The following is a 23,100-nucleotide window of genomic DNA, read 5'->3' as shown; positions in this document are numbered from 1 at the left end:
ACCAATGACGAAGTTGCCGTGGAACTCAAGAAGCGGAACCCGGGGCTGCGGGTCAGTGGCGCCTACCTGTCGGCGCTGCGCACCGGCAAACGTGAACGGCCGTCCTACGACCTGCTGGAAGCGCTCGCGAAGTTCTTCGGCGTGACAACGGCGTACTTCTTCGATCGTGATCACGCCGATCAGGCCGTCAAGCAGCTTGCCATGCTGGACGAGCTGCACCAGGCCGGCGTTCGCTCGATCGCTTTGCGTGCCGTCGGGCTGCCACCGGAGAGCCTCGCACCCGTCCGCGCCGTACTGGACGAGATCCGCAAGCTGCAAGGACTGCCGGAGATAGACGACTGAGCCACGAAGCCGCGCTTCTCCCGCGAACCGGACGGCAGGGATCGAGTGCCGCGCCCGCCGTCCGGTGGTGGGTCAGCGGCGCACCTCGGCCGGGCGGACATCGGCGCCCCGGTCGACTTCCTCGAACAGCTCCACCGCGCGCTCGGCGGTGCCCTTGGCCCAACGCCCGTTGGCTACCAGCCCGAGGACGACGATGCCGATGCCGAGCACCAGGATCAGCCACCATACGCCGTGTTCCGCGATCGTGTAGGCATGCCGTCCGTTGGCCAGGGACGAGCCCACGATGGTGCCGGCGATCGCCACGCCGAGCGTGGTGCCGGTCTGTCGTCCGGTGGAGATCAGCGACGCGGCCACACCGGCCATCGAACGTGGCATCCCGGCGACCGCCGTGTTGGTGATCGGCGGGTTGACAAGACCCAGGAACGCACCGAACAGCAGGTAGGTCGCGAGCACGGCGACGAGCGGGGTGTCCGGTTCGAGCCAGAGTGATGCGGCGCCGCCCAGTATGAGTGCGGCGCCGGCGATCACCAGGGGCAGCCGGGGACCACGCGAGGCGACCAGCTTGCCCGCGAACGGGGAGAGCAGCGCGATCAGGCCGCCGACCGGGAGCAGGCACAGCCCGGCCGCCAACGCCGCCAGGCCTCGTACATCCTGCAGGTATTGGGTGGTGACGAACAGGAACCCCTGGAAGGCGCACAACGCGAGCAGGGCCATCAGCAGCGCTCCGCTGAACGGTGCGCTGCGGAACAGGCGCAGCTCGAACAACGGGTCGGTCCGGCGCGGTTCGTAGAGCAGGATGCCCAGCAGGCTGAGCACGGCGACGGCGAGCAGGGCGAGGATGACCGGCGAGGTCCAGCCCAGCCAGCGGGATTCGATGATCGCGTAGACGAGGCTGCCCAGCAGCACGATCGACAGGACCTGGCCGACCGGGTCGAACCGGCGTGTCCTCGCGGCGCGGGACTCGGGTACGTAGAGCACCGTGCCGAGGATCGCGACGGCCAGGATCGGCACGTTGATCCAGAAGATGGCGCGCCAGCTCAGGCTGTCGACCAGGACGCCGCCCAGGATCGGTCCCGCCGCCAGGGCCAGGCCGGTGATCGAGCCGAACGTGCCGATGGCTTTGGCCCGTTCGCCCGGGTCGGGGTAGGTGGTGGTGATGATCGCCAATGCCACCGGGGTCAGCATCGTGGCGCCGACGGCCTGCAGCGCGCGGGCCGCGACCAGCCCTTCGATGCTCGGTGCGAGACCGCACAGTACGGAGCCGATCCCGAACAGGGTCAGGCCGACCAGGAAGATCCGGCGACGGCCGACCCGGTCGGCGATGGACCCGGCCAGCACCACGAAGCTGGCCAGTACCAGTGTGTACGCGTCGACCGTCCACTGCAGGCCGGAGATCGTGGTGTCCAGGTCACGGCGAATGGACGGCAGCGCGATGTTGACGATGGAGATGTCCATCATCGCGACCATCACCGCGACGCAGCAGATCGCGAACACCAAGGACCGCCGGCGCCGGCCGATCCCGTCACTCTTGGTGTCTGGCGCTGTTGAATGAGTCATGACATCGATGCTAGAATTTAGAGCGTGCTCGAAGTCAAGTCGGCAGCCGAGGCCCTTCCCGCCATCCCGCCGGAGGGTGTGAGTATCGCCGAGGCCTCCCGTCGCACCGGGGTCAGCGCACACACCCTGCGCTACTACGAACGCGCCCAGCTGGTGGTCACGCCCCTCGATCGCACCCACAGCGGCAGGCGGCGCTACCACCAGCTCGACATCGAATGGATCGTCGTCTGCACCAAGTTGCGCGCCACCGGCATGCCCATCAAGACGATCCGGCGCTATGCCGAGCTCGTCGCGGCCGGGATCGGCAACGAGGACGCGCGCCTCGCCCTCCTGGAGGCCCACCGCGCCGAGGTGCTGGCCAGACTCGCGGAGTTGCGCGAGAACCTCGAACTCATCGACCACAAGATCGACGTGTACCGCGGGCGGCTCGCCGCCGGTGACGCGGACCGGATCTGGGCGCCGACGCGGATGGCGGACAAGCACTGACGACCCGGATCGCCCGCGCATGACGGAGACCGGCGTGGGACACCCACGCCGGTCTTGTCGTCGCATTCCGACGGATTCAGGCCAGGAGCAGTCCGCTCGCCACCGCGCACACGACGACGATGCCGGCGACCATGCCGGTGAACGTCAGCCGGAGATTGCGGACCAGGGGCGGCCAGAACCGGATCGGATCCTCGACGAACCGTTTCGACAGGTACGCCAGCACCAACGACGCCGCCACGATCGCGAGAGACGCCGAGGTGGAGAGTTTCCCGCCGGCCACGGCGGCGGGAAAGGCGTACGGTGTCAGCACGATCAACGGCCAGTGCCACAGGTACAGCGAATAGCTGAGATCGCCGATCAGTTGCACGGGAGCCGACGAGGTCACCGGGGAGTGCCACTGCCGGTGCGGGTTCGTGCCGCCCACGACGACCAGAGCGGCGCCCACCGCGGGGACCAGGGCCAGCGCCCCGGGGAACTCGCTGTAGTCGTTGAACACCAGCACGGCGAACACGATCGCGGCCAGGCCGGCCAGCGATGCCAGGTTCGCCGCGATCCTGGGCAGCTCGAGCTTCGTCCCGGCCATCGCGACCACCGCGCCGAGCGCGAGCTCCCACACCCGGACCGGCGTGATCAGGTAGGCCATGTACTGGTTGGCCCCGGTGAGGTACACGCTGTACGCGAGCGAAGCGAGCCCGACGACGGCGATCCCGGTGAACCGGAGCTTCGCCGGCATCTTGAACAGGACCAGCAGCAACAACGGCCAGCACAGGTAGAACTGTTCCTCGACCGACAGCGACCAGTAGTGCTGCAACGCGGTGAACAGGGTGGGGTCGGCGGGTTTCGTGGCGACCAGCCAGTTCTGCCAGTACAGGGCGCCGGCGGTGATCTCGCGGCCGTAGCCCGTCCACTGTGGACGGGGGACGAACAGGTACGCGGCGATCGCGACGAACAGCAGGACCAGGAACGCCGCCGGCAACAGGCGGCGCACCCGCCGTGCGTAGAACTGCGCCAGCCGCAGGTGCCCGGTGCCGTCGATCTCGCGGATCAGCTGGGAGCTGATCAGATAACCGGAGATCACGAAGAACACGTCGACACCGACATAGCCGCCGGTGAGCGGCGAATTCGGCCACAGGTGGTTCACGATGGTCACCGAGACCGCCAGCGCGCGCAGCGCTTGGACATCGGGGCGGAAGCTCACCGGTCCGTGTTTGCCGGGACGGCCCGGTTGCTCGCCTGCCCCGGCTCCGGTCACCCGATCGCCGCCGCGGTCTCGGCGGTGCTCGGCCACGGCCGGTTCCGGCCGCTGCGGTCCGGGGACCGGCGTCGTCCCGGACTCCTCCGCGCGGGTCATCGTTCACTGTCCAGGAACGCGATCTGCCAGTCGGCGTAGCGTCCTCCCGCAGCCGAGTCGGCCGGCACGGCACGCTCGATGGCCGCCAGGTCGCCGGGTCCCAGCTTCAGGTCGGCCGCAGCCAGCGACTCGGCGAGCTGGGCGCGGGTCCGTGCGCCGATGACCGGGATGATGTCCGGTCCCTGGGCGGCCACCCAAGCGATCGCGAGTGCGGCGACGGTGGTCTCGCGCTTCTCGGCCAGACGGCGCAACCGCTCCACGAGCTCGAGGTTCTTGGGCAGGTTCTCCGGCTGGAAACGAGGTGCCCGGCTGCGGAAATCCCGTTCGGTGGTCCGCCGCTGCGGCGTCCAGTGCCCGGACAGCAGCCCACGCGACAACACCCCGTAGGCGGTGATGGCCACCCCGAGTTCGCGGCACGCCCCCAGGATGGACCGCTCGATGCCCCGCGAGATGACGGAGTACTCGATCTGCAGGTCGGCGATCGGGTGCACCGCGTGCGCGCGGCGCAGCGTCTCGACGCCGACCTCGGACAGGCCGATGGCCCGCACGTACCCGGCCTGCACCATTTCGGCCATCGCCCCGACCGTTTCCTCGATCGGCACGTTGGGGTCGACACGAGCGGGCCGGTACACGTCGACGTAGTCCGTGCGCAGCCGCTTGAGCGTGTAGGACAGGAAGTTCCAGAGCGCCTCGGGACGGCAGTCGAAGCCGCTCCAGTGGCCGTCGGGTTTGCGCAGCCCGCCGGTCTTGACGCTGATTTTCACGTCGTCGCGGTTGTGGGAGCGCAGCGCCTCGTGGATGAGCAGTTCGTTGTGGCCCATGCCGTAGACGTCGCCGGTGTCCAGCAGGGTGATCCCGGCGTCCAGTGCCGCGTGGATGGTGGCCACGCTCTCCGCCTCGTCCGCGGGGCCGTAGTTGTCGGACATTCCCAGGCAGCCGAGGCCCAGCGCCGAAACCACAGGGCCGGCCTTGCCCAACTGTCGTGTCTCCATGTCGATCTCCTTCGCCAAGGGCGCCGTCATCTCGTCGGGTCTTTCACCTGCCAGTACGGCGTCACCGAGCGGCGATGGCACTCGCGTCCCGTGCCGGGTCCCTCGTGCCCAGTGCCGTCACGGCTTCTCGCCGGAGTTCACGACCAACGCGGTCTCGTAGATCATCGGCTTCGGCGCCGCGCCCACGTTGTCCAGCAGCCGCTGCACGGACGCCCGCCACTCCGGGTTCTTGCGCGCCTCGGCCAGCGCCGCTCCGCTGGCCCAACGAGCCACGGTGACGAAACCGAACTCGGCAGCCGGGTCCAGCGACCGGAACATCTGCGCCTGGATGAATCCCGGCTGTGCGGCCATGACCCCGACCCCGATTTTCCATCGGGGCAGGAAATCGTCCCGGTTCTCCACCGGCACACTGAACACGTTGATCACGGTGACCTGGTCCTGCATGATGGCATCCGTCAGAATGACGGCGTCCTCGGCCTGGTCATTGAACGGGGTGTGAACCAGTCGAACGGCCTCGCCCACAGCACTCCTCATTTCTGATCGGACGGTCCTGCCGCATGAGGACGTTGCCGCGTGGAGTTAAACTGCCGCTCAAGTCTGAATAATCGTTGTTCGGACCCCGCATCACACCTCGACCACCCGGGACGAAGTCGAATCCGATGTATCGGCGGCAGGGCTACCCGGGAAAATTCGGACTTTGCGGACACGGGCCGGATGTGGATCCGGATGCCGCGGCCGGCTCAGGACGCGCGCGGGGGAGGGGTACGCGACCCCGAGCGAAGTGCCGGGTCACACGGTTGCTCTCTGGTTGGATATTGACAAAGCACCTCGAGCTTGGGGTAGACTGTTCAACTGGCAGTCCAATCGATTCAACTAGCAACTGGGGAGGTGCCCCCGGTCCACTGGACCGGGTGGACGTTGGCTGGGCGGGCGTTGACTGGGTGGAACAACCGTCGTCGGTTTGTGATTACCGAAATTCGTATGCTCTGATGGGCGCTCGGCTCGCGGAACGCGAAGCGCATCCAGGGTATTACCTGTTGCAGCAGTTCGTCGAGGTCGCGATTCATTCGGAAGTATTTCGGCGAGAAATCGCGGCCGTCTCTCAGAACTGCTCACGCAGACCGGCATATGCGCGTCCCGGTCGCAGCCGGCGACACAGGTCAATGTTGTCCGAAAGGAAAACTTTGTAGTATCGGCTTTCACCGGAGACTCTCTTATGCGAAGCGAGCAGATTCGGATCGGCCTTCTGGGACCACTCAAGGTGACCTATACCTCCGACGGGGTACGTCACAGCTCATTGCAGATCACCGCGGCGAAGCAGCGTCAGGTACTGGCGATGCTGGCAGCGAACGCGAACACAACGGTCAGCACGGACCAGTTGATCGACGAACTCTGGTCAAGCGATCCACCCAGCTCCGTCAAGACCATTGTGCACACCTACGTCTACCAGTTACGCAAGCTGTTCGGGGAGCGTCTGCGTTCCGCGAACGGCGCCACCCTGCTCACCACCCATCCCGGCGGCTATCTGCTGACTGTTCCGCCGGAGAACGTGGACATCTTTCAGTTCCAGGAGCTGATGGGGCGCGGCAGAGCCGCACTGCGGCACGGCAGGCCCGACCACGCCGCCGAACTGCTCGGCCAGTCGCTGGCGCTCTGGCGCGGCCCCATCCTTCCGGATGTCGACATGGGACCCGTTCTCAAGGGGCTGTCGGTGTACCTGGAGGAGCAGCGGCTGGAAGCCGTGTCCGCGCGGATCGACGCCGATCTGGCCAACAACCGGCATGGTGAACTCGTCGGTGAACTGCGTCGGCTGGTGGCCTCGCACCGGCTGCACGAGCCGTTCCACATCCGGCTCATGCAGGCGTTGCACCGGTCCGGGCGCCGTGGCGAGGCGCTGGGTGCCTACCACCAGCTCCGCAGGATCCTCGATCAGGACCTGGGGCTCGAGCCCTCCGGTGAGGCGAGACAGATGCAATGCGAGATCCTCAACAGCGACTGACCGGCGAGACAGGGTTCGCCCGCTTTGTGTCACAGAGCAGGCGAACCCTTCTTCGTTGCCGTCATCGCGGGATGGATGCCTCGACCAGATGGAGCAGCGGCTTGATCGGACGGACGCTCTCCAGGCGCAGGCCCGACCGCTCGACGAGCCGCGTGATCCCCTTCATCGTGTGTCGCTTGCCGTTGGTGTTGAGCAGGAACAGCAGATCGATCCCGGTGGCGTAGCGGACTTCCGGGCTGTCGTCGACGAGGTTCGTGACGACAAGCACCTTGCCACCGGGACGCCCCGCCGCCACGGCGTTGCGCAACGCGGTGACCGTCCGCTCGTCGTCCCATTCGAGGATGCTCTTGAACAGGTACACGTCCGCCTCGACAGGAATCCCTTCGAGACAGTCACCCGCCATCACCCGGACACGCGAGGAGAGTGCACCACCGGGGCGCAGCCGGGGATCCGGGTTGGCCACCACCGCGGGGAGATCGACCAGCACCCCTTCCAGGTGCGGGTTCGTTTCCAGCAGGACGGCCAGGTTGTAGCCGCGGCCGCCACCGACGTCGGCAATCGTCTTGACGTCGCGCAGGTTCAGCGTGTTCGCGATGCTCGCGGACGTGATCCGGCTCAGCTCGGTCTGGGACCGGTTGAACACCTCGGTCGACTCCGGCCACACCCTGTGCAGGTGCGCGAAGAACTCCGAGCCGTGGAGGTCCTCGAACAGGCCCTGCCCACCGTGGCGCACCGCGTGTTCGAGGTGTGGCCACAGCTCCCACGTCCACGGCTCGGTCACCCACAGCACCCAGTACTTGAGGCTCTGCGGGTGCTCTTCGTGCAGCAACGCTGACGTCGGAGTGTGTACCACGCCGTCGGCGGTGTCCGTGAAGATCCCGTAGCAGCTCAGGTTGCGCAGCAGGCGTTCGAGCACGCCCACGTCGACCTCGAGCTTCTTCGCCAGTTGGTCCACGGGGACCGGCGTGTCCCCGAGCGCTTCGGCCACGCCGATCCGGACAGCGGCCCGCAGCGCGGCGGGCGCGGCCGCCGCCAACGCGAGTTCGCGCAGGGTCGTCACCGGCGCGATCCGGTCGTCGCCGGCACCTGATGAAGTGTTCGCCACAACAGCCATTCGCAGTCCCCAGTCCGAGTCAGATACCGGTGTCCGGCCGGCCCGCGACGGCGGCGGGCGCGAGCTGGTCGTTGATCAGCAGGAGCAGTTCCGCGGGTGTCCGCAGCTCGGTGAGCTGCTCGTCCGGAATGACCACGCCGTACTCCCGTTTGAGCGTGGCCGAGGTCTCGATGAGAACCAGCGAGTCGTATCCGAGCTCCTCGAACGAGACGCTCATCCGGTCGACGGGCAGAGCGTCGGCATCGCCGCCCGCGCACTTGATGATGACGTCACGCAGGTCTTCGACGCTCATGGCCATGTCAGTCTCTCTTCCAGTGGTTGCGGATAACGGTGACCGCGTTGAAGCCCCAGCGGCCACGGGCGAGCACCAGCGCGGTGTCCACCCGCATCCGGCGAGGCTCTCCGAGCACGAGGTCGATGCCGTAGCCGGCCGGTACCTCGGTGGTGCCGAAGGTCGGTGGGACGGTGTCTTCCCGGATGCTCATCAGGGCGCAGACGACGTCGAGCACCCCGCCGCCGGACAGCAGCCGGCCGGTCAGCGCTTTGGGAGAGGTGACCGGGACCCCGAACTCGCCGAAAATTCCGCGCAGCGCCTCCGCTTCGGAGCGATCCAATTCCGGCACCCCCGTCGCGTCGGCGAACACCACATCGACGTCCTGAGGTAGGACGCCCGCGTCGGCCAGGGCGGCTTCCGCGGCCCGCCGCAGCCCTGGCGGCCGTCCGCTGTCCGGGGCCGGATCGAAAGTGGCCGCGTAGCCGGCGATCTCGCCGTACACCCTGGCGCCACGGACCCGCGCGGCGTCGACGTCCTCCACCACGCAGATGGCGCCGCCCTCACCGGGAAGGTAGCCGGCCGCCCGTGTGTCGAACGGCCGGTACGCGGTGGCGGGGTCCGGGACGAGGCTGACCCGGCCGCTGGCCAGGTGGGCGGCCCAGCCCCAGGGGTCGAACGCGGAGTCGACGCCGCCGCACACCACGAGCGGAGTGCCCGCCCGGACGGTGCGCCTGGCGTGGCCCAGGGCGTCCAGGCCGCCCGCCTGTTCGGCGACCAGTGCCGTCGACGGCCCGCGCATACCGTGCCTGATCGAGATCTGCCCGGTGTTCACCGCATAGAACCAGGCGAAGGACTCGTACACGCTGACGTGCTCCGGGCCCTGGCTCCAGAGTTTCCTGAACTCCCGGTGGGTGAACTCGAACCCACCGGAGGCATTGGCCGTGACGATGCCCATGTCGTATTCGGACATGGCCTCGGTGTCCACGCCCGCGTCGTTCAGGGCGGCCTCGGCGGCGATCAGGGCCAGCCGGGTCGACACGTCGGTCTGCGGGAGGAGCCTGGCGGGCAGGTGTTCGGCCGGGTCGACGGTGCCGACCAGCCCGGCCAGCCGCGCGGGGTACCCGGTGGTGTCGAATCGGTCCAGCACAGCGATGCCGCTGCGGCCCGCCAGGGTGGCGGCCCAGAACGCCTTGACGCCGATGCCGTTCGGCGCAACGACGCCGAGCCCGGTGATCACGCTCATGCGTTCGCCTGCTTCGGCCGAGTGAGGACCATGGCGCTTTGGAAGCCGCCGAAGCCACTGCCCACGGTGAGCACGGTGTCGACCCGGTGTTCGCGAGCCACGTTCGGCACGTAGTCCAGATCGCATTCCGGATCGGCGACGTGCAGGTTCGCCGTGGGTGGCACCACGTGGTTCACCATGGCCAGCAGCGACGCGGCGATCTCCACCGAGCCGATGGCGCCGAGGGAGTGACCGACCATGGACTTGAGCGAACTGACCGGCGTCCGGTAGGCGTGGTCGCCGAGACTGCGTTTGAACGCGGCGGTTTCGTGCCGGTCGTTCTGCTTCGTTCCTGAGCCGTGCGCGTTGATGTAGTCGATGTCCGAGGGGTTGGCCCGGGCCTGGTCGAGAGCGACCCGGATCGCCTCGGCCATTTCCCGGCCGTCGGCCTTCAGGCCGGTCATGTGGTAGGCGTTGCACCGATTGGTGAAACCACTCACTTCGCCGTAGACGCGCGCACCCCGCGCCACCGCCGAGGTCAGCTCCTCCAGCACGAACATGGCCGCGCCTTCGGCGAGAACGAAACCGTTGCGGGTGCCGTCGAACGGCCGGGAAGCGTGCGCCGGGTCGTCGTTGTAAGTGGTGGTCGCCTTGATCGCGTCGAAACAGGCGACCACGATCGGCGTGATCGGAGTGTCCGTGGCGCCCGCGATCACGACGTCCGCGCTGCCTTCCCGGATCAGTGCGGCCGCGTGCCCGACGGCGTCGATCCCGGACGTGCAGCCGTCCGACACCATCGCGACCGGGCCCTCCGCGCCGACCGCCCAGGCGACCTCGGCCGGCATGCTGCTCGGGACCATGTAGTCGAACATGTGCGGTGACAGGTGATCCGGCGACATCTCCCAGGAGCGGCCCGAGTCGGACAGCACGAGGTACTCCTGCTCGAGGCTGGTCGCCGCCGCCACCGCGCTGCCCAAGCTCACCCCCACCCGATGCGGTGAACGTTCGACGAGGTCGATCCCGCTGTCGGCGAGCGCCTCGCGGGCGCACACCACCGCGAACTGGGCCGCCCGGTCCATCCGCCGGACTTCCCGGGGGCTCAGTCCTTCCGCCTCGGCGTCGAAGTCCACCTCCGCGGCGACCTGCGACCGGTACGGCGCCGGGTCGAAGAGAGAGATGCGTCTGGTCGCCGTCCGCCCAGCGGACAACATTTCCCAGAACTGTTCTTTGCCCAGCGATCCCGGTGCGCGAACTCCCATTCCGGTGATCACGACCCGGCGGTTCACGAGGCAACACCTCGTGCGCGCCGCCAGTCCATGACGACGTAGTCGTGCGGTCCGTCGAGGCGGCGCGTCAGTCGCAGACCGGCTTCGCCCACCTGGGCCTGCCGGGCCTGTTCGGTCCGCACCACCCGATGGTGCGAGCCGATGATGACCTCGTGCACGACGGTGTCGTCGCGCACGTGCCAGCGACCGGCGTAACCGAGGTAGTCGTCCCTGGACCCGAGGTAGGGCGGTGGCAGGGTGCCGTTCGTGGTCGTCGACAGGTTGGTGCGCATCAGACTGGCCGCCATGTAGCCGTCCTCGTGGTAGATCAGCAGCCCATCCGCCTGGTCACCCATCGGTCCCTCGCTGGTGGATCCGTCGTCGTCCAAGTAGTAATGGGCCGCCAGCCGCCAGCTTCCGATGAGGTCGTTCTCAGAAAGCATCCGCGCTCCCGGCATCATGGAACAGTGTGCAGACAGAACACCTTGAGGCGACTGTGCCGCGACGATCTCAACGCGTGCTAAAGCCGTCGTGGTCTCCTTCTGATTCACAAAATCCGCTTGCCGCCAGAAATCAGCCCGTTCTGCGGTCCCCGAGGTTCAGTGCCGGTTGAGAGCGGCTCCAGATCTCGTTCATAGCGTCGGCTCATTCCCCCGTGCGGTTCACTTTCGAAGGAAGTCCCATGATCGTGCACACGCTCATCTACCGGTTTCCCCCGGAGGCCGGCGAGGACAAGGTCCGGAGCTTCTTCGACGGGCTGCACGAGATCACGGTCGAATCCGGTCTGGTATCGGCCTTCGGCTGGCGGCCGCACGTGCGGTTTCCGATCGACGAGCACGCCAAGGGGATGACCGCGACCCACATCGCGCAGTTCTCCTGCCGAGACGGGGCGACTCTGCGGAAGTTCTCCGAGATGCCCGCCGTGCACGAGTTCATCGCCAAATGGCGTGCGGAGTTGAACTACGAGGCCGCGTACGCCAACCACGAGGAAATGCTGCCGCCGGGCGGCGGAAAGGTGAACACCATGTTCCACACCGAACACACCGTGACCGTCGAGGCGCCGGCGGACGTCGTCTTCGCCGTGCTGGCCGACATCGAGGGGTACGCGGACCTGTTCCCGCCCACCCGGGAGTCGACGCTCCTGGAGGAGAGCGAGACCCACCAGATCGCCCGGCTGGTGGTCGACGTGAGCGGGCAGGTGCAGAGCTGGGTGACCCGCCGTGACATCGATCGCGAGCACCGCGTCATCGCCTACCGGCAGCTGGAGAACGCTCCCATGATCGAATTCATGGGTGGTGAGTGGCGCGCGCTCCCGCTGGACGAGGGACGCACCCAACTCGTCATCACCCACGACTTCGCCGCTCGGCCGACCGAAGCCGTTCCGTCCCGGGAAAAGGCCACCGAGTTGCTGCGGGCCGCCGTGGACCGCAACAGTGACGCGGACCTGGACGCGGTGCGCAAGGAGTCCGAGCGGCGCGCGCAGGCCGTCGGCAGTCCGGCGTGAGCCGCCTGATCGACCTCAGCGTTCCGGTGCTGGACGGCCCGAGCGAGGCCACGCCGGTCGAGGTCTCGGTCATCGACCACAAGTCGGCGCCGGCCGCACTGGGCCTGCGGCCGGAGGACTTCCCGGAAGGTGAGGCGATCTCCAACGAGACGGTCACGCTCACCACACACACGGGCACCCACATGGACGCGCCGCTGCACTATGGTCTGCGAAGCGGCGAACGTCCGGCGGCTGCCATCGACGAGATCCCGCTGGACTGGTGCTTCGCCCCCGGCATCCGGCTCGACCTGCGGCACATCCCGCCCGGAGTGGGGATCACCGCGGCCGACATCGAGGACGCGCTGGCGAAGGCGCCGGTCGAACTCGAGCCGGGAAACGTCGTCCTGCTGTGGACCGGGGCGGATCGGCTGTGGGGGTCCGAGGCCTACCGCACCGACCATCCCGGGATGACCCGAGAGTCGACGGCCTACCTCGTCGAGCGCGGGGTCAACGTGATCGGTATCGACGCCTGGGGTTTCGACCGGCCGTTCGCCTCGATGCTCGGCGACTACCGGGAAAACCAGGACAACCGGGTGCTCTGGCCCGCGCATCTCTACGGCCGCGAGAAGCCGTACTGCCAACTGGAAAAGCTGACGAACCTCGACGCGCTTCCCGGAGCCGCCGGCTTCACCGTGGCCTGTTTCCCGGTCAAGCTCGCCGGGCTCGGTGCGGGCTGGACCCGGGTGGTCGCCATCGTCGACGAGGCGTGACCACGGCGGCCCGTGCCGGTCGTGATGGCGCCGTCAACGCCTGGAGGGCCGGTCGGACCGGAAGTGACCGATCGGCCCTCCTTCGATAGCCGTTGGAAGTACGATCCGATCGAGAATGCCGAAGGGCCCCTTCCTCACGCTAGCGTGAGGAAGGGGCCCTTTCACCACGGCCGTCGCCGGGGGGCCTCGCTGAGGCGAGGCCCCCGGGCTCAGTCTTCCGCCGTTCCGGACCCCGCCTTGATCAGGTCCATGACCGCCGAATCCTGAAGCGTGCTGACGTCGCCCAGCGTGCGGTTCTCGGCGACGTCCTTCAGCAGGCGCCGCATGATTTTGCCGGAGCGGGTCTTGGGCAGTTCGGCTACGAACACGATCCGGCGGGGTTTCGCGATGGGGCCGAGGGTCTTGGCCACGTGGTCGCGCAGGTCGGCCTTGAGCTGGTCCCCGGTCCCGCCGGCGGTGTCCACGTTGCCGCGGGCGATGACGAATGCGGCAATGGCCTGGCCGGTGGTCGGGTCGGACGCGCCCACCACGGCCGCCTCGGCGACCGAAGGGTGCGATACCAGTGCGGATTCGACTTCGGTGGTGGAGATGTTGTGACCGGAGATGACCATGATGTCGTCGACCCGGCCGAGCAGCCACAGGGCGCCGTCTTCGTCCCGTTTCGCGCCGTCGCCGGCGAAGTAGATCCATTCGTCACCGACCCCGGCGCCGGCGCCGAACCGGGACCAGTAAGTGTCGACGAAGCGTTGGTCGTCGCCCCAGATGGTACGCAGCATCGCGGGCCACGGCTCGCGTAGCACGAGGAAGCCGCCGCCGCCGTTCGGCACCGACTCGGCCTTCTCGTCGACCACGTCGGCGGAGACGCCCGGCAGCGGCGTCATCGCCGAGCCGGGCTTCGTGGCGGTCACGCCGGGGAGCGGCGAGATCATCATCCCGCCGGTCTCGGTCTGCCACCACGTGTCGACGACCGGGGTACGGTCGTGGCCGACGTGCTCGCGGTACCACATCCAGGCCTCGGGGTTGATCGGCTCGCCGACGCTGCCGAGGATGCGTAGCGACGACAGGTCGTACTCGGCCGGGATGTCGTCGCCCCACTTCATCATGGTGCGGATGAGGGTGGGCGCGGTGTACAGGATGCTGACCTGGTACTTGTCGACGATCTCCCAGAACCGGCCGTGGTGCGGGGTGTCCGGCGCACCCTCGTACATGACCTCGGTCGCGCCGTTCGACAGTGGACCGTAGACGATGTGCGAGTGCCCGGTGACCCAGCCGATGTCGGCCGCGCACCAGTGCACGTCGGTTTCGGCTTTGAGGTCGAAGACGGACCAGTGGGTGTAGGAGACCTGGGTCAGGTAGCCGCCGGTGGTGTGCAGAATGCCCTTCGGCTTACCGGTCGTGCCCGAGGTGTAGAGGATGAAGAGCGGATGCTCGGAGTCGAACGCCCGCGGCTCGTGCCGGTCGTTCGCCCGCTCGACGGTCTCGTGCCACCACAGGTCCTTCTCGGCCCAGGTGACGTCCTCGCCGGTGCGGCGGACGACCAGCACGTGCTCGACGCTCGGACACCGTGCGACGGCGTCGTCGACGGTGGGTTTGAGCGCCGACGGTTTGCCGCGCCGGTAGCCGCCATCCGCGGTGATGACGACTTTCGCGCTCGCGTCCTGGATCCGGGTGGCGAGCGCGTCCACCGAGTACCCGCCGAAGACGACGCTGTGCACGGCGCCGATGCGGGCGCAGGCCAGCATCGCGACTGCCGCCTCGGGGATCATCGGCAGGTAGATCGCCACCCGGTCACCGGCCGTCACGCCGAGCTCGGTCAGCGTGTTCGCCGCCTGGCTGACGCTCTTGAGCAGGTCCGCATACGTGATCGTCCGGGTGTCGCCGGGCTCGCCCTCCCAGTGGATGGCGACCCTTTCGCCCTTGCCCGCCTCGACGTGGCGGTCCACGCAGTTGTAGGCGATGTTCAGCTCGCCGCCGACGAACCACTTGGCGAACGGCGGATTGCTCCAGTCGAGGACCTGATCCCATTTCTTCGTCCACGTGAGCCGCTCTGCCTGCCGTGCCCAGAACGCCGGCGCGTCGGCGGCGGCGTCGTCGTAGGTGTCCGCCGTGACGTTGGCCGCGGCGGCCAGCTCGGGCGGTGGTGCGAACGTTCGCGTCTCGGTGGAGAGATTCTCCAGCGACGTGGTCATGGTGGTGGCTCCTCTCGCCGTTTCGACGTTCGACCACGGCGCGATCACTCGGGCTTGCGGCCCCAGGCCTGGACGTACAGGTGGGAGACCACGGTGGTGCCCGGATCGGCGAGGTGGCGGCTCAGCGCCGCGTGAAGCTCGTCGAACTCTTCCCGGGTGATCAGCTCGCTCGCGATGAGCCGGTCACGCAGGTTCTCGGCGAAGTCGGCGAGGACCAGACGCCGCGGGTGCCCGGCCTCGTGGTCGATGTAGAGGACGGGCCGAACCCGGACGTCGACGAGGCCCGCGCGGCGAAGCAGGCCGGGCAGCCGCCTGCCCATGAACACGTTGATGTGGTTGCGGTCCGCGTACCGCTGGGTGACCTCCATGAGCCGGTCCCACGACTCGGCGGGCGGGTCGCACACCTGCCCCACCCGATCGCCTTCGTGGAACGCGACCCACCCTCCCGGGCGGGCCAGCCGTACCGCCTCGGCGACGATCTCCTCAGGCCTCGGCACGTTGTGCAGGATCAGCCGCTCGGTGACGAGGTCGAAGCTGTCGCCGGGAAGGCCGGTCGCTCGCGCGTCGCCGTGCCGGACGTCGACGTTGTCCAGCGTGCGGTCCACCACGAACTTGCGCGCGAGCTCGACCGACTCCGCGTCGCGCTCGACGCCGATGACGGTTCCGTCCGGCCCGACCCGTGCGGCCAGCTCGTCCAGGCAGCCACGGGGTCCCACGCCGAGTTCCACGACGCTCTTGCCGTCGAGCCTCCCGAACTGGTCGAACAGCCAGGCCGCCTCGGGCTCGAAGTCCTCCGCCTGTTCCCGCAGCCGCTGCCACTCCGCGCTCCGGTAGCCAAGAAAGTACTGGTCCTCGGTGATCATCGTTGCTGACTTCCTCTCGGTGGTCGGGACTTCTCAACCGGCTTTTCGGTCCGCTGCTTTCGTTTGCTTCGCTTGCTCGTTCGCCGGAGCATCCAGCACTACGCGCCGGTAGCTCTCGATGATCTCCAGGTATTCCTTCTGCTCCTGCAGACCCACGCCGCAGAAGCTCAGCGTGGCGGCGATTTCCAACGCCACGACGTCGAAGTCGTGCTCGGTCGCGATCATGTCGACATGGGCGTAGTGCATGTCCCGGCCGGGGTAGCATTTCGGGCCGCCGGTCTGCTCGACCGACCACGCGGTGACCATGAACTTGAACCCGGGACGCCCGTTGCGCTCGTGCATCGCGGCGACGTAGGGATTGCGGTTGGCCCAGACGTTCGCGAAGAGCCGGTCGACGAGAACGTCCATGACGGCGGCGATCCCGAAGACGCCGCCGAGACGTTCGTAGAGGGACGGTGTTTCCACCGCTTCGGACACGTTCGTCATGGCCCTTCTCCTCACCGAGTTCCTGTCTGGGGGCCGAGCAACGTTTCGTCGGCCGGGCTGAGCCGGTCTTTCGCCAGCTTCGCCTGGTGCCAGTACGGGTAGGGGAGCGGCGAACCGCTCACCTCGTCGAGCCTGGCTCGTTCGTCCGCCGCGAGCACGAGATCGGTGGCGCGGAGGTTGTCCGCCAGCTGTTCGCCGGTTCGGGCGCCGAGCACGAGCGAGGTCACGGCGGGCCTGCCCAGGAGCCAGGAAAGGGCGACCTGGGCCGGCGAGACGCCACGATCACCGGCGATCCGGACCAGGACATCGACGATGTCGTACAGTTTCCGCTCGTCGCGAACCGGTGGTTCGTCCCATCCGGCGAACCGCCGCGACCCCTCCGGTGCCCGCTCCCCCCGCCGGTACTTGCCCGACAGCAGCCCGCCCGCCAGCGGGCTCCACACCAGCACACCGACGCCCTGGTCCACCGCCGCCGGGATGAGCTCGTGCTCGGCCTCCCTGGCCTGCAGGGAATAGTGGATCTGCTGGCCGGCGAACCGGGTCACGCCGAGGCGGTCGGCGGTCGCCAGGGCTTTCATCAGGTGCCAGCCGGAATAGTTCGAACAGCCCACGTAACGGATCTTGCCCGCACGCACCAGATCGTCCAGCGCGGACAGGGTTTCCTCGAGCGGCGTCGCACCGTCCCACTGGTGTACCTGATACAGGTCGATGTGATCGGTGCCCAGCCGGCGCAGGCTCGCCTCGCACGCGGTGATCAGGTGGTGCCGCGAAAGGCCCGCGTCGTTGGGTCCGTCGCCGGTCGGCATCCTCGCTTTCGTGGCGATCAGCACCCTGTCCCACCGCCCCTTCAGGGCCTGACCGAGGATTTCCTCCGACGCTCCACCGGAGTAGGCGTCGGCGGTGTCGAAGAGGTTGACGCCGGCGTCGACCGCCTGGTCGACCTGACGGGCCGCGTCGGCCGGGTCGGTGGTACCCACCTTGGCGAACACGCCGCGCCCGCCGAACGTCAGTGCGCCCATGGACAGGGCGGACACCCGGATTCCGGACCTGCCCAGCTGCCGATACTCCATCCCGTCCATCCTTGTGATGTCGTCGACCTCAACCTCGACCTGCTGCCGGCTACCGATTGGCGTCCCGCCACGCCAGCAGGCCGGTCAGCGTCGTGAAGTCGTAGCCCTCGTCCGTGGGCTTGAGTTCCGTGACGTGCAACGTGATGCCCTCGGCCAGCAGGACGTCCGCTTGGCCGGCCGTGGTCCAGTTGGTGGCCCGCTCGATGACGCTGTCGTCACGCCCCGCCGCGGCCGCGTGCTGCTTGACGATGTCGTTCTTGCGGCGGAAGGTCTCGCGGTCCAGCCCGCTGTGCCAGATGTCGGCATGCCTGCCGACGAGCGGGAGCGTGCGCCGCTCTCCGGCACCGCCGATGAGGATCGGGATCTGCCGCAACGGTTTCGGTGTCAGGTTCGCCAGCCGGTGCTCGATCCGCCGCAGGCCTTCGGCGAACAGGTCCATCCGCGAGCGTAGCGTCCCGTAGTCGTAGCCGTAGACCGCATAGTCCTTTTCGAACCAGCCGGCGCCGACGCCGAGGATCAGCCTGCCGCCGCTGATGTAGTCGACCGTGCGCGCCATGTCAGCGAGCAGGTCGGGGTTGCGGTAGCCGATCCCCGTGACCAGCACCCCGATCTCGGCGGTGGTGGTGATCTCGGCCCAGGACGCCAGCGCGGTCCAGGCCTCGAAGTTCGGCACATCCGGCTGAACCGGCTCCAGCTCGATCCCGTTGGCGGTCCGGCGGACCGCGGGCTTGTGGAAGTGGTCGTACCCGAAGACGATGTCGGCGCCGAGTTCCTCCGCCCGCAGCACCGCCGCTCGCCACGTCCGGTAGTCCGGGGCACCGCCGGGCCAGATGTGTGCGGCGGCACGGACGGGCCTGGTCATGCCGTCTTCTTCGCCGAGAGGATGCCGTGGACGACGAAGGTGCCCGGCAGCAGTTTGGCGGGATCCTGGGTGACGGTGCCGGTGACCTCGAACCCGCACTCCCGCAACAGGCCGCGGTAGGTCGACAGCTTCTGCGGGCCGCCTTGGCCCATGGTGCAGCCGAGGAAGAACGCGGGGAAGAAGTCGATGTCGACGGAGGCGGATTCCCTGGTGTTCTCCGGGTACACCGGCACGAGGATGTGGACCTGTCCGCCGGGCTTCAGCGAATCATGGACCGCACGCAGGATCTTGCGCACCTCGGTCTTGTCCCACATGTCCAGGAAGTGTTTGATCAGCACGACGTCGTAGCCGGTCGGGAGGGTCTTGAAGACGTCGCCGCCGACGAACGAGCACCGGTCCTCCAGACCGTGCGAGGCGAAGTTCGCCAGGCTTTCCTGTTCCTTCTCGGGCAGGTCGAACGTGGTCACGTGCAGACCGTCCGACCCCTTCAGCTTGTGGGTCAGGATCGCGCCGAGGCCCGTGTTGCCCGCGACGTCGAGCACGCGCGCGCCGGCCGGGATCGAGATGTTCTCGAAGAACCACGGGTCGATGTGGGCGGTGACGTTGTCCATCAACGTCGACCAGGACATCCGCAGGTCCTGGTGGACGGCGACGGCGTCGTACAGCGTGCCGCCTTGGAACCCGTAGAGCTCGCTCAGCCCGACGAGGGTTCCGGTCTGCACGCTTTCGGTCAGGTAGAAGACCTGGCGGAGCATGGTCATCTTGATCATGTCCATCAGGGTGAGCACCCGCTGCAGATCGGCCGGGGCGACCTCGGCGAGCGCGTCGAGGCGGTAACCACCGGTCGTTTCGTCCTGGGCGACGAAGCCTTCCTTCACGAGCAGGAGCAGGAGCTGCTCCACGGCGTCCGGTGTGGCGCCGACGGTCTCACTGAGCTGGACCGCGGTCTGGCCGCCACATTTCCTGAGCACGTCGATCAGCCCAAGCTCGAAGCAGCTCAACAGGTTGGCGAACCTCGCGGGCCCCACCATGAAGTCCGTGAACCGGTTCAAGGTTGCGTTTGCGGACATGTGCGCAGATCCCTTCGCGTCGGTCGCCGGCACCCGGCGGCGCTGATGGCGGAGCGCGGTCAACCATCGTCGGCGGGGCGCCCGGGCCGGATCCGCGCCGATCCAGCCCGGCACTCGAATGCCTCATCCGAATTGAGCTGCGCGGACCGAGACATTCTTTCCTGCTTCTCAGGTGTCGGTATGAACAAATTGTGGCGTCTTCTGTTAGAGCGACGCTCAAGCGGTGGAAACCGAGGTGGCGGTGACGTACTCGGCGGCCTGTAGTGCGTTGGCGCGCACGTCGGTCAGGTCATGGCCCACCAGCTTGCCGTTCTGCTTGACCACCTTGCCGGCCACCAGCACCGTGTCGACGTTGCCGGGGTGCGCGGCCGTGACGACGGCGCCGATGGGGTCGTGCGCGCACGCCAGGTTCACGTCGTCGGTCCGCAGCATCACGATGTCGGCCTGCTTGCCGACCTTGAGCGAGCCGACCCGGTCGGCGAGGCCGAGCGCGACCGCCCCGTCCAAGGTGGCCATGCGCAGGATGTCGCCGGGGGTCACGTGCGGGCCCGGGACGAGGTACGTGCTCAGCAGGGCGGCGCGCATCACGGAGAACATGTCGCCGCCGACCGTGGTGACCACGTCCACGCCGAGCGCGGTGGTCGCGCCGGCCGTGCGCAGCCTGCCGATCAGCGGGCCGCCGTGGCCCAGCCGGGCCTCCACCGCGGGGGTGACGGACACCGCGGCACCCGAATCGCCGATCATCTTCAGCTCGTCGTCGGACAGGTCGTTGCCGTGCACGTACAGGATGTCCGGGCGGAGCAGGCCGTGTTCGCGCAGCAGCTCGACGGGCCGTTCGTTGACCGGGCCGCTGCCGATGTGCGTCACCAGCGACAGGCCCAGCTCGTCGGCCAGGCGCCAGTCCGCGACGATCGACTCCGCGTGCTGGTTCGACGGGCCGAGCGAGGCCGCCACCATGGTCAGCAGGGGGCTGTCCGCGGTGAACAAGGCGTGCGCCCGGCGGACCGCGGCCGTGTCCTGCGGGGTGAGCAGGTAGCCGAAGACCGCGCGGACACCGGCCGTGCGCAACCCGTCGAAGGCCGCTTCGGCGTAGTCGTAATCCGACTCGCCGGCCACGTAGCCGTCAGGCGTGATGCGATCCGCGCGGGCGTAGGCGAAGTCCTGCACGGTGGTCACACCTCCGTCGAGGCACTCCAGCGCGCCGAGCGTGTTCGCCGCACGCACGTCCTCCGGTCGGAACCGGGGACCGAGGTGCTGGCGCACGAGGGCGAAGTACTCCGGGAGATCCATGTCCACCGCGATGGAACGCAGCACGGCCTGCCACACGTGGCGGTGGGTGTCCACGAATCCCGGCAGCACGATGCTGTGGCTCGCGTCCAGCAGGGTCGTCCCGGCCGGGACGGGCAGGTTCGGGCCGACTGCGGCGATACGGCCGTCTTCGATCAGTACGTCGCAATTGTGGTGCGCGATTGGTGCCGGTTCGGTGTCAATGACCAACCCGTTACGCAGAAGCAGGGATTCCACCGCGCATCTCCCATACTGGTGTGAAAGAAAGGAACGTTCCTCGAAGTTAGCACAGCGTCTCTCGTCAGGAAACGAATCCGGAGAATTGATCGACCATCGAGCCGGGCTTGAGTACGGCTTTAATTCGGGACGTCATCAATAACTTCGACAGATTTTTCCGGCTCGTGACACGGCCTGCACACACACGATCGAGGAGTCGTCGATGACCACCCACATCGCCCCTCCGGACGCTGCGGCCGAGCACGCCGCGAACGAGGCGTTCGCGGAGCTCCTGTTCTCCCCGGAGGGGCTGGCCGACCCGTACTCGCGCTACCACCGGCTCCGCGAGGCCGTCCCGGTGCACCGCAGCACGCTGGGAACCTGGGTGCTCACCCGCTACGACGACGTCGAGGAGTTCCTGCGCAGCAAGGAGGTCAACAAGGACATCCAGGTCTACATGGCCGGTCGGTTCGCCGGCCAGTGGGACCAGCACCCGGCACTGCGAAAGCTGGCCGCGAACATGTTGTGGGCCAACCCGCCCGACCACTCCCGGCTGCGCCGGATCGTCAACCGCGCCTTCACGGTGAAGCGGGTGATGCAGCACCGGGTCTACATCGAGCAGCGGTTCGACGAGCTCATCGCGCCGCTCGCCGAAGCGGGCGGCGGCGACTTCTCCAACGACGTCTGCTTCCCGCTCGCGCTCAGCGTGATGGCCCATCTCGTCGGTGTCCCGCAGGAACAGGCTCCGTTGCTCCGTGACAAGATCCGTGACTTCCAACGGGTGTTCGAGCCGGGGATCACCGCTTCCGAATTCCGCACGGCCGATGAGGCGGCGGTGTTCCTGGACGACTACTTCGGCGAGCTGGTGCGCGAACGGCAACGTGAGCGGCGGGACGACCTGCTGTCGGCGTTGATCGACGCCGTCGACGAGGACGGTGAGCGCCTGAGCTTCTACGAGCTCGTCCAGATGTGCCACATGATCATCGCCGCGGGCAGCGAAACCACCACGTTCTTCATGACCAACGGCATCCGGCTGTTCATCGAGCACCCGGACCAGGCGGAGCTGGTGCGCAAGGACCCGGGGCTGGTCGGCCAAGCGATCAACGAGGTGTTGCGCTACGCCCCTTCGGCGCACATGATCCCGCGGACGACGACCGGGCCGGTACGGCTCGGTGACGTCGAGATCCCGGCCGGCTCGCGGGTCATGGTGTGGATCGCGGCGGCCAACCGCGATCCGGAGCACTTCCCCGACCCGGATCGGTTCGACGTGACCCGCAAGGACACCGCGCCGCTGGCCTACGGGCTGGGAATCCACTTCTGCCTCGGCTGGCGGCTGGCCAACCTGCAGGCCGAGGTCGTCTTCCCGGCGATGCTCACCCGGTTCACCGGCCTGGAGATCACCGAGCCGCTGCGCCACCGGGCGCGGGTGGCGTTCCCCCAGCTCGAATCCCTTCCGATCCGATTCACCAAGGCCGAGGAAGCGTGATGGGCGCCGCACAGACCCGAGTCCGGTTCCTGTCCGAGGAGTACCTGGCCGAGATGGAAACCCTGGCCTCGGCGAACCAGAAACCGATCCCGCACGTCAACGTCCGGGTCCAGTTCCGGGTGACGGACACGCCCGAGTCGACCGTGGGCTTCTCCTTGGTGATCGAGAGGGGCACCATCGTCAAGGTGAGTCGCGGCTGGATCGAGGACAGCGACCTCACCATCACGGCCACCTACCGCGACCTGGTCGACTTCCAGTCCGGCGAACTGCACGCCGCCACGGCGTTCGTGACCGGGCAGTTCGCGGTCACCGGTGACAAGGCGAAGCTGCTCGACCTGATGATCGTGCTGCAGTCCGGGGCGTACCACCTGTTCGTCGCCGACCTGTGGGCGAGGACGACATGGTGACGCACACGATCTTCTTCGCGTTCCCCGACCAGATGACCGAGGCCGATCGCGCGGAGTTCTTCCGCGAAGGCAGCGCGATGGCGCTGGGATCGGGTCTGGTCGAGTCCTATGTGTACAGGCCGGCCATCCCGCTGCCGACCCAGGTGGCCCCCGCATTCGTCCCGACGGACATGGCGCAGATGAAATACCCCGATCTGGACTCACTGCGCGAGTACCTCTCGCACCCGCCCGTCGCCCAGTTCGTCCGCAAGTGGCAGCGGAAGTTTCCCTATCGGGCCGTCTCGGTCAACACCGAGGACTGAAGGACTG

The 23,100-nt window shown here is 67.9% G+C and carries 24 protein-coding genes; 8 read left to right on the top strand and 16 right to left on the bottom strand.

The window, feature by feature from the left end; translation table 11 throughout:
* Nucleotides 1–18: 18 nt before the first annotated feature.
* Nucleotides 19–342 carry an XRE family transcriptional regulator gene (locus tag ACLJOU_RS14670; RefSeq protein ID WP_410567548.1) on the top strand — a complete coding sequence of 108 codons (324 nt, stop codon included), beginning with the start codon at nt 19–21 and terminating at the stop codon, nt 340–342.
* Between the two features lie 72 nt (nt 343–414).
* Here the strand turns inward: ACLJOU_RS14670 and ACLJOU_RS14665 are convergent, their stop codons facing one another.
* On the bottom strand, nt 415–1,899 hold the full coding sequence (locus tag ACLJOU_RS14665) for an MFS transporter (protein WP_410567546.1): 1,485 nt from the start codon (nt 1,897–1,899) through the stop codon (nt 415–417).
* A gap of 24 nt (nt 1,900–1,923) precedes the next feature.
* Here ACLJOU_RS14665 and ACLJOU_RS14660 point away from each other — a divergent pair, with 24 nt between their 5' ends.
* Entirely contained in the window at nt 1,924–2,385 is a 462-nt protein-coding gene (locus tag ACLJOU_RS14660) for a MerR family transcriptional regulator (RefSeq protein WP_410567545.1), read from the top strand.
* Nucleotides 2,386–2,461: 76 nt separating this feature from the next.
* Here the strand turns inward: ACLJOU_RS14660 and ACLJOU_RS14655 are convergent, their stop codons facing one another.
* From ACLJOU_RS14655 to ACLJOU_RS14645, 3 genes are all read right to left on the bottom strand, one after another.
* Nucleotides 2,462–3,583 (bottom strand): acyltransferase family protein, encoded by a 1,122-nt coding sequence (locus ACLJOU_RS14655; RefSeq protein WP_410567543.1) that lies wholly within the window; start codon nt 3,581–3,583, stop codon nt 2,462–2,464.
* 149 nt (nt 3,584–3,732) lie between these two features.
* Nucleotides 3,733–4,728, bottom strand: a complete 996-nt coding sequence (locus ACLJOU_RS14650; protein ID WP_410567541.1) for an aldo/keto reductase — start codon at nt 4,726–4,728, stop codon at nt 3,733–3,735.
* A 117-nt stretch (nt 4,729–4,845) separates the two neighbouring features.
* The gene (locus ACLJOU_RS14645; RefSeq protein WP_410567539.1) at nt 4,846–5,250 is read right to left on the bottom strand and encodes an antibiotic biosynthesis monooxygenase family protein; all 405 of its coding nucleotides are present in this window, start codon (nt 5,248–5,250) and stop codon (nt 4,846–4,848) included.
* Between the two features lie 694 nt (nt 5,251–5,944).
* Here ACLJOU_RS14645 and ACLJOU_RS14640 point away from each other — a divergent pair.
* Entirely contained in the window at nt 5,945–6,727 is a 783-nt protein-coding gene (locus ACLJOU_RS14640) for an AfsR/SARP family transcriptional regulator (RefSeq protein WP_410567537.1), read from the top strand.
* A 61-nt stretch (nt 6,728–6,788) separates the two neighbouring features.
* On the opposite strand, the gene ACLJOU_RS14635 is transcribed toward ACLJOU_RS14640, so the two are convergent.
* Genes ACLJOU_RS14635 through ACLJOU_RS14615 form a run of 5 tightly spaced genes read right to left on the bottom strand, consistent with a single transcriptional unit; the run spans nt 6,789 to nt 11,045 of the window.
* On the bottom strand, nt 6,789–7,841 hold the full coding sequence (locus ACLJOU_RS14635; protein ID WP_410567536.1) for a methyltransferase: 1,053 nt from the start codon (nt 7,839–7,841) through the stop codon (nt 6,789–6,791).
* Between the two features lie 19 nt (nt 7,842–7,860).
* Nucleotides 7,861–8,139, bottom strand: a complete 279-nt coding sequence (locus ACLJOU_RS14630) for an acyl carrier protein (RefSeq protein ID WP_410567534.1) — start codon at nt 8,137–8,139, stop codon at nt 7,861–7,863.
* Between the two features lies 1 nt (nt 8,140).
* Nucleotides 8,141–9,358 (bottom strand): ketosynthase chain-length factor, encoded by a 1,218-nt coding sequence (locus tag ACLJOU_RS14625; protein WP_410567532.1) that lies wholly within the window; start codon nt 9,356–9,358, stop codon nt 8,141–8,143.
* Nucleotides 9,355–10,623, bottom strand: coding sequence for a beta-ketoacyl-[acyl-carrier-protein] synthase family protein (locus ACLJOU_RS14620; RefSeq protein ID WP_410567530.1), 1,269 nt, complete (start codon nt 10,621–10,623; stop codon nt 9,355–9,357). The genes ACLJOU_RS14625 and ACLJOU_RS14620 overlap by 4 nt, the downstream gene beginning before the upstream one ends.
* Entirely contained in the window at nt 10,620–11,045 is a 426-nt protein-coding gene (locus ACLJOU_RS14615) for a lipocalin-like domain-containing protein (RefSeq protein WP_410567528.1), read from the bottom strand. The genes ACLJOU_RS14620 and ACLJOU_RS14615 overlap by 4 nt, the downstream gene beginning before the upstream one ends.
* A gap of 239 nt (nt 11,046–11,284) precedes the next feature.
* Here ACLJOU_RS14615 and ACLJOU_RS14610 point away from each other — a divergent pair, with 239 nt between their 5' ends.
* Nucleotides 11,285–12,106 (top strand): aromatase/cyclase, encoded by an 822-nt coding sequence (locus ACLJOU_RS14610; RefSeq protein ID WP_410567526.1) that lies wholly within the window; start codon nt 11,285–11,287, stop codon nt 12,104–12,106.
* On the top strand, nt 12,103–12,855 hold the full coding sequence (locus ACLJOU_RS14605) for a cyclase family protein (protein WP_410567524.1): 753 nt from the start codon (nt 12,103–12,105) through the stop codon (nt 12,853–12,855). Before ACLJOU_RS14610 ends, ACLJOU_RS14605 begins: the two co-directional genes overlap by 4 nt.
* A 209-nt stretch (nt 12,856–13,064) precedes the next feature.
* Here ACLJOU_RS14605 and acs read toward each other — a convergent pair whose 3' ends face one another.
* From acs to ACLJOU_RS14570, 7 genes are all read right to left on the bottom strand, one after another.
* On the bottom strand, nt 13,065–15,044 hold the full coding sequence (gene acs, locus ACLJOU_RS14600; RefSeq protein ID WP_410567522.1) for an acetate--CoA ligase: 1,980 nt from the start codon (nt 15,042–15,044) through the stop codon (nt 13,065–13,067).
* Nucleotides 15,045–15,088: 44 nt separating this feature from the next.
* Nucleotides 15,089–15,907 (bottom strand): methyltransferase domain-containing protein, encoded by an 819-nt coding sequence (locus ACLJOU_RS14595; protein ID WP_410567520.1) that lies wholly within the window; start codon nt 15,905–15,907, stop codon nt 15,089–15,091.
* Nucleotides 15,908–15,940: 33 nt separating this feature from the next.
* The gene (locus ACLJOU_RS14590; RefSeq protein WP_410567518.1) at nt 15,941–16,393 is read right to left on the bottom strand and encodes a group I truncated hemoglobin; all 453 of its coding nucleotides are present in this window, start codon (nt 16,391–16,393) and stop codon (nt 15,941–15,943) included.
* An 11-nt stretch (nt 16,394–16,404) separates the two neighbouring features.
* Nucleotides 16,405–17,463, bottom strand: coding sequence for an aldo/keto reductase (locus ACLJOU_RS14585; RefSeq protein ID WP_410567516.1), 1,059 nt, complete (start codon nt 17,461–17,463; stop codon nt 16,405–16,407).
* Between the two features lie 49 nt (nt 17,464–17,512).
* A complete protein-coding gene (locus ACLJOU_RS14580; protein ID WP_410567514.1) occupies nt 17,513–18,325 on the bottom strand; it encodes an LLM class F420-dependent oxidoreductase in 813 nt (270 codons plus the stop codon).
* Complete coding sequence (locus tag ACLJOU_RS14575) at nt 18,322–19,395, bottom strand: methyltransferase (protein ID WP_410567512.1); 1,074 nt, start codon at nt 19,393–19,395, stop codon at nt 18,322–18,324. The genes ACLJOU_RS14580 and ACLJOU_RS14575 overlap by 4 nt, the downstream gene beginning before the upstream one ends.
* A 216-nt stretch (nt 19,396–19,611) precedes the next feature.
* Nucleotides 19,612–20,919 (bottom strand): amidohydrolase family protein, encoded by a 1,308-nt coding sequence (locus ACLJOU_RS14570; RefSeq protein ID WP_410567510.1) that lies wholly within the window; start codon nt 20,917–20,919, stop codon nt 19,612–19,614.
* Nucleotides 20,920–21,121: 202 nt separating this feature from the next.
* Here ACLJOU_RS14570 and ACLJOU_RS14565 point away from each other — a divergent pair, with 202 nt between their 5' ends.
* From ACLJOU_RS14565 to ACLJOU_RS14555, 3 genes are read left to right on the top strand one after another with little or no spacing between them, the layout of a single operon-like run.
* Nucleotides 21,122–22,384 (top strand): cytochrome P450, encoded by a 1,263-nt coding sequence (locus ACLJOU_RS14565; protein ID WP_410567508.1) that lies wholly within the window; start codon nt 21,122–21,124, stop codon nt 22,382–22,384.
* The gene (locus ACLJOU_RS14560) at nt 22,384–22,791 is read left to right on the top strand and encodes an SCP2 sterol-binding domain-containing protein (protein WP_410567506.1); all 408 of its coding nucleotides are present in this window, start codon (nt 22,384–22,386) and stop codon (nt 22,789–22,791) included. The genes ACLJOU_RS14565 and ACLJOU_RS14560 overlap by 1 nt, the downstream gene beginning before the upstream one ends.
* Nucleotides 22,788–23,093: a hypothetical protein gene (locus ACLJOU_RS14555; RefSeq protein ID WP_410567504.1), complete on the top strand. Its 306-nt coding sequence runs from the start codon at nt 22,788–22,790 to the stop codon at nt 23,091–23,093. Before ACLJOU_RS14560 ends, ACLJOU_RS14555 begins: the two co-directional genes overlap by 4 nt.
* Nucleotides 23,094–23,100: the final 7 nt, after the last annotated feature.

This window comes from Amycolatopsis sp. cmx-4-61 (assembly GCF_046548775.1).
Lineage (GTDB): Bacteria > Actinomycetota > Actinomycetes > Mycobacteriales > Pseudonocardiaceae > Amycolatopsis.
This window is presented reverse-complemented; position numbering and strand designations above follow the sequence as displayed.

Bases quoted from the DNA above. Each gene is read 5' to 3' on its own strand.
- ACLJOU_RS14665 (WP_410567546.1), bottom strand. From the start codon at position 1,899: ATGACTCATTCAACAGCGCCAGACACCAAGAGTGACGGGATCGGCCGG.
- ACLJOU_RS14650 (WP_410567541.1), bottom strand. From the start codon at position 4,728: ATGGAGACACGACAGTTGGGCAAGGCCGGCCCTGTGGTTTCGGCGCTG.
- ACLJOU_RS14640 (WP_410567537.1), top strand. From the start codon at position 5,945: ATGCGAAGCGAGCAGATTCGGATCGGCCTTCTGGGACCACTCAAGGTG.
- ACLJOU_RS14635 (WP_410567536.1), bottom strand. From the start codon at position 7,841: ATGGCTGTTGTGGCGAACACTTCATCAGGTGCCGGCGACGACCGGATC.
- ACLJOU_RS14630 (WP_410567534.1), bottom strand. From the start codon at position 8,139: ATGGCCATGAGCGTCGAAGACCTGCGTGACGTCATCATCAAGTGCGCG.
- ACLJOU_RS14625 (WP_410567532.1), bottom strand. From the start codon at position 9,358: ATGAGCGTGATCACCGGGCTCGGCGTCGTTGCGCCGAACGGCATCGGC.
- ACLJOU_RS14615 (WP_410567528.1), bottom strand. From the start codon at position 11,045: ATGCTTTCTGAGAACGACCTCATCGGAAGCTGGCGGCTGGCGGCCCAT.
- ACLJOU_RS14610 (WP_410567526.1), top strand. From the start codon at position 11,285: ATGATCGTGCACACGCTCATCTACCGGTTTCCCCCGGAGGCCGGCGAG.
- acs (WP_410567522.1), bottom strand. From the start codon at position 15,044: ATGACCACGTCGCTGGAGAATCTCTCCACCGAGACGCGAACGTTCGCA.
- ACLJOU_RS14595 (WP_410567520.1), bottom strand. From the start codon at position 15,907: ATGATCACCGAGGACCAGTACTTTCTTGGCTACCGGAGCGCGGAGTGG.
- ACLJOU_RS14590 (WP_410567518.1), bottom strand. From the start codon at position 16,393: ATGACGAACGTGTCCGAAGCGGTGGAAACACCGTCCCTCTACGAACGT.
- ACLJOU_RS14585 (WP_410567516.1), bottom strand. From the start codon at position 17,463: ATGGAGTATCGGCAGCTGGGCAGGTCCGGAATCCGGGTGTCCGCCCTG.
- ACLJOU_RS14580 (WP_410567514.1), bottom strand. From the start codon at position 18,325: ATGACCAGGCCCGTCCGTGCCGCCGCACACATCTGGCCCGGCGGTGCC.
- ACLJOU_RS14575 (WP_410567512.1), bottom strand. From the start codon at position 19,395: ATGTCCGCAAACGCAACCTTGAACCGGTTCACGGACTTCATGGTGGGG.
- ACLJOU_RS14565 (WP_410567508.1), top strand. From the start codon at position 21,122: ATGACCACCCACATCGCCCCTCCGGACGCTGCGGCCGAGCACGCCGCG.
- ACLJOU_RS14560 (WP_410567506.1), top strand. From the start codon at position 22,384: ATGGGCGCCGCACAGACCCGAGTCCGGTTCCTGTCCGAGGAGTACCTG.